This window comes from Magnetospirillum sp. XM-1 (assembly GCF_001511835.1).
Lineage (GTDB): Bacteria > Pseudomonadota > Alphaproteobacteria > Rhodospirillales > Magnetospirillaceae > Phaeospirillum.
This window is the reverse complement of sequence record NZ_LN997848.1, coordinates 3,539,880-3,552,377: the sequence shown is the minus strand read 5'-3', so window position 1 is coordinate 3,552,377 and position 12,498 is coordinate 3,539,880. Positions and strand designations below refer to the sequence as shown.

Below are 12,498 nucleotides of genomic sequence, written 5' to 3'. Positions count from 1 at the left end.
TCGACGGTAGCGAATTTGATGTGTACGTGCAATCACCTACGTCCTGGGGCGGGGCGCTTACTTTCGTCATATTTCATGTAAATCTGATACGAGTTGTGGGGCGTCCCTTTCCGCCCTCCGATGCTAGGATCAATAGGTCGAAGAACGATGGGAGGGGGGCATGACATTCAATCTGAAGGATGTGCGTGACCTGTTGTCCCATCTCGAGGCCGAGGCCGATGGCCGGGACGTCGAGGGCGAACTGGCCCGGGCCGAGGCCGAGCGCCTGATGGTGCTCTATCCGGGAATGGTCAACATCCTGGCTCCCATCGCCGAGCGTCACTCTCGGCAAGCCGCCTGAACCGGCGGGAACTCTCCCCCCTTCATTGACCCCAACCCGCCCGGGCTGGGGTCTTTTCTTTGTCCGCCCCAAGGCGGCGGGCAAAAAAATGGGGCCGGCCCCCGGGGGAGGGCCGGCCCTTCGTTACGCGGATCGAGGAGATTAAGTTCGAATCCGCGCCGGTGTGAGGCACACCATAATATGCCTCAGGTGTCCAGATAACCCATTGATTTTTAATGGTCTGGATGGTGGCCGCGTAGCTAAATCTGGCCGAAACGAATCAACTGACCGCCGCAGAATGCGTCAAAAGCCATGCGGTCGTCCAGCTATATCTGGTATGAGTAAAAAAATGGCGCACCACATATCCACGTGATGCGCCAGATGGCGGTACTCGGATGATCTCAGGCCGTGGGCAGCTCGGCACGGCGATAGAACGTGGCCCCAACTGCCTTTGGATCAAACGCAGGCTCGATACCGAGGCCCCCCAACCAAGCCCTGACGGTGCCCGGAAACAATCGCTTCTCCTTGCTTAGGGTGGACAGTGACACATACTTCGTATCGAACTCGTCCAGATCTTTTGGCTCGATGATCATCTGAATGCGTTTTGTTACGGGGTTGTGGGCGCTGCCGGCAGGGAGCCTCCCGTTTCTGGTCAACCCGCATATAACATTTCGCGTCCACCGCATTCGTGCTTCGACTTGGCTAATGGAGAGGCCGGTGCGTTCAGGCTTAAGCAGTGCTGCCTGAATTTCCTTGGGATCGACCAAGATCGACATGAAACCAGCGATGTCCGCTTGGCGGTATATGCGGTCCAATGTGCCGTCGAGGATCATACGGACCACCGTTACCGTCGAGCAGTTGGCCCGTTTCGCAGCAGTCGGGATTTGGGCGACGTCGATATTTTCGGGGACGGGGCTGCGGGCTCGCGCAGTCAATCGTTCGAGAAAGATATCCAAGTCGCGCTTATCAAACCCATGGTCTTTCAGTACGCCACCCGCCTTGATGAACGGGGTGACAATCCCGGCCTTATGCAGCAGATCGAATTGGATGCGGGGTGTGTTGACGTATTTTCCTGCTGCACCTTTGGGGAGGCAGCGAAGTATCCGTGCGAGGATGCTGGAAGTTCTGTCGTCGGCGAGGAAAGTGGCCTTGTGGGCGCTGAGATGGGCGGCATCGGCGTTCAGCACTCCCGTGGAAACGAGCAGACGCTGAAGCCGCTTCGGATGCATCCCTGTTTCTTCCGAGGCCGTCAGAACGGATCGCAGACGCTCATTGCCTGGGATGATCCCGTAAATCGGCTCGTTTGCCGCCCCATTCGATCAGCGGCGGAACCTCGTCAAGCCCGACGTGGCAGACAGCGAATTTGGCTGCCCCGACGACTGGATGCAGGAGTGACCACCATGGACGACCTTGAACACTTGATTAACACCATGGACTCTGCCCGACACCAGCGTTTCGACCTGTCTCGCCGGCTGTACGGTCGCTATATCACGACCCTGCGGGACAAGACGCTCAGCGGCGAGGTGAAGCGATGGGTGGACGGTACCATTGCCTCACTGTCTGGCGCACACCCTGAAGGACGGATACTGGCGGTCATCGGAGCCTCCGGCACCGGCAAAACCTGGGCGATTGAGCGGGCAATCGATTCGATTCCCGGCCTTAAGGAGGCGATCCTTTGCGTTACCGCGCCGCGACCATGTCCTGCAGGCGGCCGAGCGCCCCGATTACGACGGCTCGATCCTGGTCGGTGATTTTGCGGCAGCCTACGCGGCTGAACGAAGCTGCGAACGCTCGGAAAACATCTTCTTGTCGCCCAGGTGGCACGAGATCAGGCCAGAGAACTCCCGCCTTCGAGTTGACCCAACAAGGGAGGGAAACTGACCATGCTCAGGCTCCGCGTCCCCCTTCTCCCCGGCGAAAGTGCCACCAGCTTCTGCTCACGTCTCGCCCATAGGAACCGGTGCCCGTCCGTTGGGGAATTTTGCCGCGACATGGGCTTTGCGTTTCGCGACGTAATCACCGGCACTGACGAGGCCCTTTTACAGCTCGCGAACCTCGGTGGGGCCGATATCGAGCAACTACGGTCCTGTGCCCTAAGGTTTGACGGATTCGACTACGCCTGCGGAAACAACCTGATCGAGCCCGCCCTCCGACGCTCTATGAACCAACTCATGGTGTGTCCGGCTTGCGTCGCAGCCGATCTTTCCCGGTGGGGTGATGCTGGCGCAGCAGCCCCCGCCGGCCGGACGGCTTGGCTCCTTACCCCGGTCTCGATCTGCGTCGAGCACCACGTCGCCCTGGTCGCTGCCGATATTCGGCCCAAGAATGCACATTGGCGGGCTGCTGAATTCCACGATTTTGCCTCCCGAATTCAGCCCTTCCTTCGGGAGATCGAACACCAATTGGATACTGCTGAACGGAGAGTACCAACCGAGTTGGAGTGCTATCTCCATGCACGCCTCAGCGCCACCAAGCCGGCGATCAACGAATTGGTTGATGCTTTACCTTTCTATGCCGTCCCCCAGGCCAGCCTAGTCATCGGTACATTCCTCCGCTTTGGCCCCAGGGCAGGCCTGAAGCACCTCTCCGATGATCAGCGACGCGAGGTGGAAACTACCGGATTCGACATCCTCAGCGCCGGTCAAGACGCTCTTCGCGCCGCCCTTCGTGCCGGCATGGAGCATTGGCCCAAGGGCAAGAACGCGGCCGGTGCAAACGCTTTCTTTGGAACCCTTCACACCTGGCTTCTTTATCGAAAGGGGGACAGCGCCTATGAGTTTCTCAGAAATGCGATTCGCGAGGTGATGGTATCAGCCACCGCAATGCGGGCATAGGCCCGTCCGGCTCGCCCGATGACGTTCTTGAACTCGGATATATCGATCAGTTCGCCATAGCGATGGAGAGAGTGCATGACGACGGCGGTGGCGGACAGATTGAGCCCCTGCGCCAGTGTCGGTGACGAAATGGTGACCTTGAGGACGTTGTCGCGTAGCAGGCGCTCGACTTCTTTGCGGTAGGCCGTAGGCAGGGCGCCGTGGTGCAGTGCAACGCCGAGGCGCAGGCACTTGAGGATGGCGCTGTCGGGTCCGAGCCACTCTTCGCCGAGGGCGATTGCTGTGTTGAGGACGGCAGGAGCGGCCCCGAGCAACGAGCTTAGCGCGCTGCGCTCATGGAGATCGACGATCACATCTGCAAATGGCTCGACGCTGCGCCGCTCCGGGCAGAAAATGAGGACAGTCTGTCCATCCTCGACCAGCCGCCAGGCCGTCGCGAGACAGAGTTCTCGCTGGTCGCCGGGGAAAAGGCGGGTACGACGCTTCTTTGGCGGCACCCAGTTCGGAGGTGCGCTCCCTGTAAGGAAACGCTGGACCCAGGGGCGCTCGTCGCCGACACGTAGGTTCAAGCGCGCAGTGGGCGATGACCAGACGACCTCACCGAACCGCAGCCGGGTCGGCCGCCAATCATGCTTGATCAGGCCGCCCGGGTGATCCCGCCGCAGCCACCCAGCAAAGTCGTCGAGTTGGTCGCCGTCAGGTAGGATTGCAGATAGGCAGACGATCCGGCGCTGGTGCGCGTCCGGGCGGCGAAGCAGCCGTTGGATCTGCACCTCGTAGCGGACCTCGCGCTCATTGAGGCCGATCATGTGACCTTCGTCGAAGACGAGCAGGCCGACGTCATCAAGAAGGGACGGGTCGTTGCGGAGCGCGAAGTCGAGCTTCTCCGGGGTCGCGACGACGATATCGCGTTCACGGATCGCATCCTCATCGAAGCCGCTTACACCGATGCTACCATAGAGCGCCGAGATCGTTTTGCCGAGCGGACCGAAGGTCCGCTGCAGGGTCGTTTCGGTTTGCGCTGACAGCGCGCGCAGTGGCGTGATGAAAACCACTCGCTTGCCGCCGGCGAGGCAGCGCAGGATGCACAGCTCGGCGATGCGTGTTTTGCCAGCGCTGGTGGGCAGCGATACCACTAAATCATCGGATTGGTCCACCGCGCGGGTTGCTGCCTCGATCTGTGACGGCCACAGGTCGACCTCAGCCTTCTCCCGCCGTTGGAGTAGCGCGATGAACAACTCGCGCATTCGAGGCCAGTCAGCTGCTTCGCTGCCAACGGGCTGGAGCGGCACCTTCTCATGGAAGGTGTTCGACCAGAGGTCCGACAGTAGGTGGATCGCTATTCGATACGTCCACCATTGCGGCAGCATATTCATCTCGCTGCAGATGGAGAGACCTGTCCGAAGCTGCTCCATCGCCTGATCGAGCAGTGGCTTCTCGCCGCGTTCCAGCGCAAGAAGGAATATCGACATGGCCGCAATGAAGACGTCGGTCAGTGCCGTGTCGAGTCCGTCGAAGAGGAGCGCGCTGTCGCCATAGGCCAAGTCGGCATCTGCCTCGGCTTGATCGAGGTTAGCCTGAATGGCGGCCGCAATTCGGGCATCGCTGCCTTGGCCAGATGCCCGATAGTCGAGCACATTGGCGCGCAGGGCGGTGAAATTTCGCCGCATCAAAAGGGCAAGCAGCCGTTCTGTATTCGCGAAATTTTCGTCGGCTTCTACGAGCGCGAGCAGGGAGTATGCTCGGGCGGAGAGATGCGCGAGATGATAGCTCGCTGCGGCAATGATGAAGTGGAAGTCCTGATCGGCCTCCTGGCGATTCCCCTTGGCGATCACGGCCTCAAGGGCGGTGGCCGCCTGCTCGAAGGCGGTGCGCGCCTGTGCAGCGTTACCGCCGAGTTCACGCAGGCGAAGGCCGAGGTTGAGAAGGGCATAGCCGTAGGAATGCAAGTCGTAGCTGAGTTGCGGGGCAAAGGCCGGGGCGTCGGGCGGAAGCACGCCATCTCGCCAAATTATTGCGCGCGCCTGGCCGCGCGCAATAAGGCGGCCGCGAAAGCCGGCGGTTGCCGCTTCTGCGATGTCAGCCGCGATTGCCTCAGGCGTTGTTGGCATCGGCAATCACTCGCTCATAGACGGCGCCGATGAAGGCGGCGTGCCCCTCTACATGCAGGCCGATCCCCCACTGATTGATTGGTCCCCGGTAAGACTGCAGCGAGGCCGTTAACAAGGCCTCCGGCGCATTGCCGGAAAAGGTGAAGAGCAGATGTCGGACGTTTTCCGCCCGGATTCCATGCTTGAGCAACGCGTCATCGATCGCGTCGGCGAGTGGCAGATTGTCCAACTCAAGAAGGCGTGCCGAGATGAAGGAAAGCGCGTGGGCAGACGGTAGTCCACCATCTTTGTCCAGGCCGGCCCGGGCTTCGGTGAGGACCTGGGCTGTCAGGCTGGCGCGGCTCTTCGCCTCCGTTTTTAGGAAATGGAGGCGCTGGGTCTGGGCGTCTTGCAGAATGCCAATGACGTCGTCGCCGCGCATAGCCATGTTGCGATGGTCTTTCCAGCGCAGACGCTTAATCGGAGCTTGATAGCCGCCGCTATGCGCATCAATCCATTCCGTTGCGAAGATTTCGCCAAGATCCCCGGAGCGGATCGCCTTCGTGGTCGGGAGCTTGCCCTGGACCAGCGCAGCCGCAGCCGACTTTCCAAGACGGGCGAGTGCGCGTGCCACCTGTTCTTCCGACGCGTAGTGCCCCGGCACGACGGCCGCCGTTGCCTGAATTCCATTCGGAAGGCTTGCGGCTTGGCCGGTCATCACCCTGCGGAAGTGGTTGCCGATCTGCTCGTCCACCGAAAGGCACCAATCATTGAACTGCACCACGCCTTGCCTCCTAGCGCGAGCCAGTGTCCCAATGGTCGCCCCCTATTTGTTCCCCAATTTTGGGCCGACTCTCTGTTGAGAGCCGGCCCTTAAATGAGGGCCCCAAGAGAGGAAAGAACGGTCCCTCAAAACTGGCTGCGGCATGCTGTTGCTTCGTTTGGGCCAGGTTATGCCGCGCACCGGCCAAACTATGGTGCGCGGCATAGCCGGGTTGGCTTGGTTTAGGAGCAGCCGGTGGTGCCGCCGCAGGTGTCGCACTTCAGGCAGGTGCCGTTGCGCACCAGGGTGAAGTTGCCGCATTCGGGGCAGGCGTCGCCTTCATAGCCCTTCATGCGCGCCGCGCGGATCTGTTCGGCGCGGGCGTCGAACTCCTGGATCAGGGCTTCGGCGTTGACCGCGACGCTGACCGCCGATTGGGCGGCGGCCGCCAGCTGCATGGCGCCGCCCGAGATGTCGGCCGACACCGAGGTGGGGCCCGAGCCCCGCGTCATGAACAGCAGGTTGGACGAGCGCACGTAGCCGCGCGACGCCACCTTCTCGACCACCGCCAGCTGCTGGGCGGCGGCGGCGGCCACGGCGGCCTCCGGCAGGTTCTCCTGGGCGCCGCGGCCCACGGTGTCGGGGGTGAGGTCGGCGGGCTCCACATGGGCCAGGTCGTTACGGCCGAGATAGGAGATGGCCAGCTCGCGGAAGATGTAGTCCAGGATGGAGGACGACATCTTGATGGTGTCGTTGCCTTCCACCATGCCCGAGGGCTCGAAGCGGGTGAAGGTGAAGGCCTCCACGAACTCCTCCAGCGGCACCCCGTACTGCAGGCCCACCGAGATGGCGATGGCGAAGTTGTTCATCATGGCCCGGAAGGCGGCGCCTTCCTTGTGCATGTCGATGAAGATCTCGCCCAGCTTGCCGTCCTCGTACTCGCCGGTGTGGAGATACACCTTGTGGCCGCCGACGATGGCCTTCTGGATGTAGCCCTTGCGGCGGTCGGGCAGCTTGCGCCGGGCGTGCACCTGGGAGATCACCCGCTCCACCATGCGCTCGGCGACGATCTCGGTGCGGGCCGCCATGGAGGCGTCGGCCAGATCGTCGGCCAGCTCGCCCGCGTCTTCCAGCAAGGCGGCCTGCAGCGGCTGCGAAAGCTTGGAGCCGTCGCGGTACAGCGCGTTGGCCTTGATGCCCAGACGCCAGGACAGCATGTAGGCGTTCTTGCAATCCTCGACCGTGGCGTTGTTGGCCATGTTGATGGTCTTGGAGATGGCGCCCGAGATGAAGGGCTGGGCGGCGGCCATCATGCGGATGTGGCTGTCCACCGACAGGAAGCGCTTGCCGATGCGGCCGCAAGGGGACGCGCAGTCGAAGACGGCCAAGTGCTCGTCCTTCAGGAAGGGCGCGCCTTCCAGGGTCATGGCGCCGGTGACGTAGGTGTTGGCGGCGTCGATCTCCTGGCGCGAGAAGCCCAGGAAGGCCAGCATGTCGAAGCTGTAGTCGTCCAGCTTCTCCTTGGGGATGCCCAGGGTCTCGGTGCAGAACTGCTCGCCCAGGCCGTACTTGTTGAACACGAACTTGATGTCGAAGGCGCTTTCCAACTGGGACTCGATCTTGTCCAGCATGGAATCGTCGAAGCCCTTGGCCTTCAGGGTGTCGTGGTTGATGTGCGGCGCGCCGCGCAAGGAGGCATGGCCGACCGCGTAGCGGATGATCTCGGCGATGTCGCCTTCGTTGTAGCCCAGATTGGCCAGCGCCTCGGGCACCATGCGGTTGATGATCTTGAAGTAGCCGCCGCCGGCCAGCTTCTTGAACTTCACCAGGGCGAAGTCGGGCTCGATGCCGGTGGTGTCGCAATCCATCACCAGGCCGATGGTGCCGGTGGGGGCGACCACGGTGGCCTGGGCGTTACGGAAGCCGTGCTTCTCGCCCTTGGCCAGCGCCTCGTCCCAGGCCTGGCGGGACGCGGCCAGCAAAGGCGCGTCGGGGCAGTTGGCGGCGTCCAGCGGCACCGGGGTGACCGACAGGCCCTCGTAGCCGGTGCCCATGCCATGGGCGGCGCGGCGATGGTTGCGGATCACCCGCATCATGGCGGCGCGGTTCTTCTCGAAGCCCTCGAAGGCGCCCAGCTCCTCGGCCATGTCGGCGGAGGTGGCGTAGGACTCGCCGGTCATCAGGGCGGTGATGGCGCCGATCAGGGCGCGGCCCTTCTCGCTGTCATAGGGAATGCCGGCGGCCATCAAGAGGCCGCCCACATTGGCGTAGCCCAGGCCCAGCGTGCGGAACTCGTAGGAGAGCTCGGCGATCTTGGGCGAGGGGAACTGGGCCATCAGCACGCTGATCTCGAGGACCATGGTCCACAGCCGGCAGGCGTGGCGGAAGCCCTCGACGTCAAAGGAGCCGTCCTCGTTACGGAAGCACAGCAGGTTCAAGGACGCCAGATTGCAGGCGGTGTCGTCCAGGAACATGTATTCCGAGCAGGGGTTCGACGCGTTGATGCGGCCCGATTCGGGGCAGGTGTGCCACTCGTTGATGGTGGTGTCGAACTGGATGCCCGGATCGGCGCAGGCCCAGGCGGCTTCGCCGATCTGCTCCCACAGGTCGCGGGCCTTCAGCGTCTTGGCGATCTTGGTCGAGTTGCGGTGCTTCAGGTTCCACTCGCCGTCATTGATCACGGCGTTCAGGAAGGCGTTGTCCACGCGCACCGAGTTGTTGGAATTCTGGCCCGAGACGGTCAGGTAGGCCTCGGAATCCCAGTCGGTGTCCAGCACCGGGAAGTCGATCTGGGTATAGCCCTGGCGCGCGAACTGGATGACACGCTGCAGGTAGTTCTCGGGGATCTCGCACTTGCGGCCGTCGATGATGGCCTTCTTCAGGCGCTTGTTGATCTTGGGGTCGAAGCGGGCCTCGCCGTCCTGGCCGTCCCACTCGCGGCAGGCGGCCATCACCTCGGTCAGGCAGCGCTGGGCGAGGCGGGAACCGGCCACCAGGGCGGCCACCTTCTGCTCTTCGCGCACCTTCCACGAGATGAAGTTCTCGATGTCGGGGTGGTCCACGTCCACCACCACCATCTTGGCGGCGCGGCGCGTGGTGCCGCCCGACTTGATGGCGCCGGCGGCGCGGTCGCCGATCTTGAGGAAGCTCATCAGGCCCGACGAGCGGCCGCCGCCCGACAGCTTCTCGCCCTCGCCGCGCAGCCGCGAGAAGTTGGTGCCGGTGCCCGAGCCGTACTTGAACAGGCGGGCTTCACGCACCCACAAATCCATGATGCCGCCTTCATTGACCAGGTCGTCCTCGATGGACTGGATGAAGCAGGCGTGGGGCTGGGGATGCTCGTAGGCGGACTTGGAGCGGACCAGCTTGCCGGTCTTGAAGTCCACATAGGAATGGCCCTGGCCGGGGCCGTCGATGCCGTAGGCCCAGTGCAGGCCGGTGTTGAACCACTGCGGAGAATTGGGGGCGCCCATCTGGCGGGCCAGCATGCAGGCCATCTCGTCGCGGAAGGCCAGCGCGTCGTCCTCGGCGTTGAAATAGCCGCCCTTCCAGCCCCAATAGGTCCAGGTGCCCGCCAGGCGGTCGAACACCTGCTTGGCGCTCTTCTCGCCGACGATGCGCTCTTTCTCGGGCAGCTTGGCCAGGGCCTCGGCATCGGGCTCGTGGCGGCACAGCCAGTCGGGCACGCCCTTTTCGGCGACGCGCTTCAGCTTGGCGGGCACGCCGGCCTTGCGGAAATACTTCTGGGCCAGGACGTCGCAGGCCACCTGCGACCAGTCGGCGGGGACCTCGATGTCGGCGGCGGAGAACACCACCGAACCGTCGGGGTTGCGGATCTCGCTGGTCGCCTTGCGGAACACGATTCCGTCGTAGGCGGTTTCGCCGGACTTGGTGTAGTGACGCTGGACGCGCATTTTGGCCCCTCTGCTCCGCTTGATCCCTGGACGATCCTGCCGAAGCGGACACAGCAGAGGACGGTCGGCGCCCCGCTGCGGGCGCGTCTCCCCCCTTCTCCCGTGTCGTCCACAATATCTTGTGGTCTTCCCTCGACAGAGACGCAGCCTATGTCATTCCGTTCATCGTCGTCAAATGAATCTTCATGAGTCATTCACATCATATTGTGTTCAAATTTTATGGATTATGGCATCCCTAGTGGTGCCGCGGCTCTCCCGCAGGCGCAGATCAAGGGATTGGAGTGTGGTGCTTAACCCCTCTGGACGGGGAGGGTGCCTTTTGCCTATAGTCCGCCCGACATTTGTTTCGCGAGGATCGAGATGGCGACGCTGGGCACCCTGCTTTTCACCTGGGCCAAGGGCAAGCTGGTTGGAACCGATGCCGAGGGCAACCGCTATTACACCGAGCGCAGCGAGGCCAAGGGCCGGCGCACCAAGCGCTGGGTGATCTATAACGGCAAGGTCGACGCGTCGCGCGTCGCTCCCGAATGGCACGCCTGGCTGCACTACACCGCCGACAAGCCTCTGACCGACGTGGCGCGCCAGCCCTGGCAGCAGCCGCACCAGCCCAACAAGACCGGCTCGGCCGGGGCTTACCTGCCCCCCGGACACGATCTGGCCGGCGGCAAGCGCGACCGCGCCACCGGCGATTACGAGGCGTGGCAGCCCTGATATCCGATTGACGGGGGGACGGGGGCATGGTCAGCCGCGTTGATCGCGATACCATCACGGGCGGCGCCGTCGTCCTGGTCGGCGCCGCGCTGCTGATGCTGGCCTTCGCCATCGGCGGCAAGAGCGCCGAGACCGGCGACGGCTATGTGCTGAAGGCCCGCTTCAACCGCGCCGACGGCATCAACGTGGGCAGCGCCGTGCGCCTGTCGGGCTCGGCCGTGGGCAAGGTGGTCGAGCAGACCCTGGACGAACGCTACCGCGCCGTCCTGACCTTGCAGCTGCGCAAGGACATCGCGCTCACCAGCGACACGGCGGCGGTGATCTACACCGACGGCCTGCTGGGGGCCAAGTTCATCGAACTGAAGCCCGGCGGCGACGAGCAGATGCTCAAACCCGGCGCGGAAATCCAATACACCCAGGATGCGGTGGTCATCGAGGACCTTCTGGACATGATCATCCAGCAGGGCCGCGCCAAGCGCGGCTATCTCGACAAGCCCCTGCCGTCCACCACCAATTGAGCAGGTAGGCCATGGGACGGAATCTGATCGAAACCATCATGGGGGCCGTGGTTCTGGCGGTGGCGGGCTTCTTCCTGGTCTTCGCCTACACCCACGCCAACATCAAGAAGATCGAGGGCTACGAGATCTCGGCCACCTTCGCCAGCGTCGGAGGCCTGGATACCGGTGCCGACGTCAAGATCAACGGCATCAAGGTGGGCACCGTCGCCTCGCAATCCCTGGATCCGGTGACCTACGACGCGGTGGTGAAGCTCTCCATCGCCCACGGCGTCACCCTGCCCGCCGACACGGTGGCCAGCGTCTCGTCGGAAGGGTTGCTGGGCGGCAAGTTCGTCAAGCTGACGCCGGGCAAGTCGGCGACCAAGATCGCCGCCGGCGGCGCGCTGGGGCCGTCCAAGAATTTCAAGTCCATCGAGGAGATGGTCGGCCAGCTGATCTTCCTGGCCACCACCGACAACCAGCCGCCTTCCGCTCCGGCCGCCAAGGAATAGGTCCGGTCTGATGGTGACGCCGCGCACCTGGGGGTTGACGGCGATCACCATGGTGGCGTTTGCCGCCAATTCCCTGCTGTGCCGTGAGGCGCTGCGCCACACCGCCATCGATCCCGCCAGCTTCACCCTGATCCGCATCGCCTCGGGCGCCCTGGTGCTGGCCCTGCTGGCGCGGATGCGCCAAGGCGGGGCTTCGGGCGGCAATTGGGGCTCGGCCCTGGCCCTGGTGGGCTATGCGGTGGCCTTTTCCTTCGCCTATCTGTCGCTGTCGGCCGGGACCGGCGCGCTGCTGCTGTTCGGCGCGGTGCAGATGACCATGATCGGAAGCGGCCTGATGGCGGGCGAGCGGTTGCGGCCGCTTCAGTCGACGGGCCTGCTGCTGGCCCTGGGCGGCCTGGTGGCGCTGCTGCTGCCCGGCGTCACGGCGCCCGAGCCGGTGGGGGCGGGGTTGATGATCGTGGCGGGTGTCGCCTGGGGCGTCTATTCCCTGCGCGGCCGCAAGGAAACCGACGCCCTGGCGGCCAATGCCGGCAATTTCCTGCGCGGCGTGCCGTTGGCGGCGCTGGCCTGCCTTGGGATGGCCGTGGCGGGCGAGCCGCGGGTGGATGCAATGGGGCTGGCTTACGCCGTGGCCTCGGGCGGCGTCGCCTCGGGCATGGGCTATGCGCTGTGGTACGTGGCGGTGCGCGGCCTGCCGGCCACCCAGGCGGCCACGGTGCAGCTCAGCGTGCCGGTGATCACCGCGCTGGCCGGGGCGGCCCTGCTGGGCGAGGCGCTCAGCCTGCGCCTCGCCCTGGCCTCGGTCGCGGTGCTGGGCGGCATCGCCCTGGTGGTGGCGCGGCGGCGCTGAGCGGTGGA

Annotated in this window: 11 protein-coding genes; 7 read left to right on the top strand and 4 right to left on the bottom strand. The window is 63.9% G+C overall.

Going from position 1 to position 12,498, the window contains the following annotated elements:
- Positions 1-160: 160 nt before the first annotated feature.
- Complete coding sequence (locus XM1_RS16420; RefSeq protein WP_068435344.1) at positions 161-340, top strand: hypothetical protein; 180 nt, start codon at positions 161-163, stop codon at positions 338-340.
- Between the two features lie 380 nt (positions 341-720).
- Here the strand turns inward: XM1_RS16420 and XM1_RS16415 are convergent, their stop codons facing one another.
- A complete protein-coding gene (locus XM1_RS16415) occupies positions 721-1,548 on the bottom strand; it encodes a hypothetical protein (protein WP_068435342.1) in 828 nt (275 codons plus the stop codon).
- A gap of 171 nt (positions 1,549-1,719) precedes the next feature.
- On the opposite strand from XM1_RS16415, the gene XM1_RS24190 reads away from it, so the two are divergent.
- Entirely contained in the window at positions 1,720-2,070 is a 351-nt protein-coding gene (locus XM1_RS24190) for a hypothetical protein (RefSeq protein WP_156428764.1), read from the top strand.
- A gap of 132 nt (positions 2,071-2,202) precedes the next feature.
- A complete protein-coding gene (locus XM1_RS23520; protein ID WP_082700563.1) occupies positions 2,203-3,153 on the top strand; it encodes a TniQ family protein in 951 nt (316 codons plus the stop codon).
- Here the strand turns inward: XM1_RS23520 and XM1_RS16410 are convergent.
- The 3 genes from XM1_RS16410 to XM1_RS16400 form a co-directional block, all read right to left on the bottom strand.
- On the bottom strand, positions 3,090-5,264 hold the full coding sequence (locus XM1_RS16410) for a DEAD/DEAH box helicase (protein ID WP_231920801.1): 2,175 nt from the start codon (positions 5,262-5,264) through the stop codon (positions 3,090-3,092). The genes XM1_RS23520 and XM1_RS16410 overlap by 64 nt on opposite strands.
- A complete protein-coding gene (locus XM1_RS16405; protein WP_068435340.1) occupies positions 5,248-6,027 on the bottom strand; it encodes a Hachiman antiphage defense system protein HamA in 780 nt (259 codons plus the stop codon). Before XM1_RS16405 ends, XM1_RS16410 begins: the two co-directional genes overlap by 17 nt.
- Before the next feature lie 221 nt (positions 6,028-6,248).
- Positions 6,249-9,920 carry a vitamin B12-dependent ribonucleotide reductase gene (locus XM1_RS16400; RefSeq protein ID WP_068435338.1) on the bottom strand — a complete coding sequence of 1,224 codons (3,672 nt, stop codon included), beginning with the start codon at positions 9,918-9,920 and terminating at the stop codon, positions 6,249-6,251.
- Between the two features lie 360 nt (positions 9,921-10,280).
- Here XM1_RS16400 and XM1_RS16395 point away from each other — a divergent pair, with 360 nt between their 5' ends.
- Genes XM1_RS16395 through XM1_RS16380 form a run of 4 tightly spaced genes read left to right on the top strand, consistent with a single transcriptional unit; the run spans position 10,281 to position 12,490 of the window.
- Positions 10,281-10,631, top strand: a complete 351-nt coding sequence (locus XM1_RS16395; RefSeq protein WP_068435336.1) for an NADH:ubiquinone oxidoreductase subunit NDUFA12 — start codon at positions 10,281-10,283, stop codon at positions 10,629-10,631.
- 26 nt (positions 10,632-10,657) lie between these two features.
- A complete protein-coding gene (locus XM1_RS16390; RefSeq protein WP_068435334.1) occupies positions 10,658-11,149 on the top strand; it encodes an outer membrane lipid asymmetry maintenance protein MlaD in 492 nt (163 codons plus the stop codon).
- Positions 11,150-11,160: 11 nt separating this feature from the next.
- Positions 11,161-11,640, top strand: coding sequence for an MlaD family protein (locus tag XM1_RS16385; protein ID WP_068435332.1), 480 nt, complete (start codon positions 11,161-11,163; stop codon positions 11,638-11,640).
- Positions 11,641-11,650: 10 nt separating this feature from the next.
- Entirely contained in the window at positions 11,651-12,490 is an 840-nt protein-coding gene (locus tag XM1_RS16380; RefSeq protein ID WP_068435330.1) for a DMT family transporter, read from the top strand.
- The last annotated feature ends 8 nt before the right edge of the window (positions 12,491-12,498 follow it).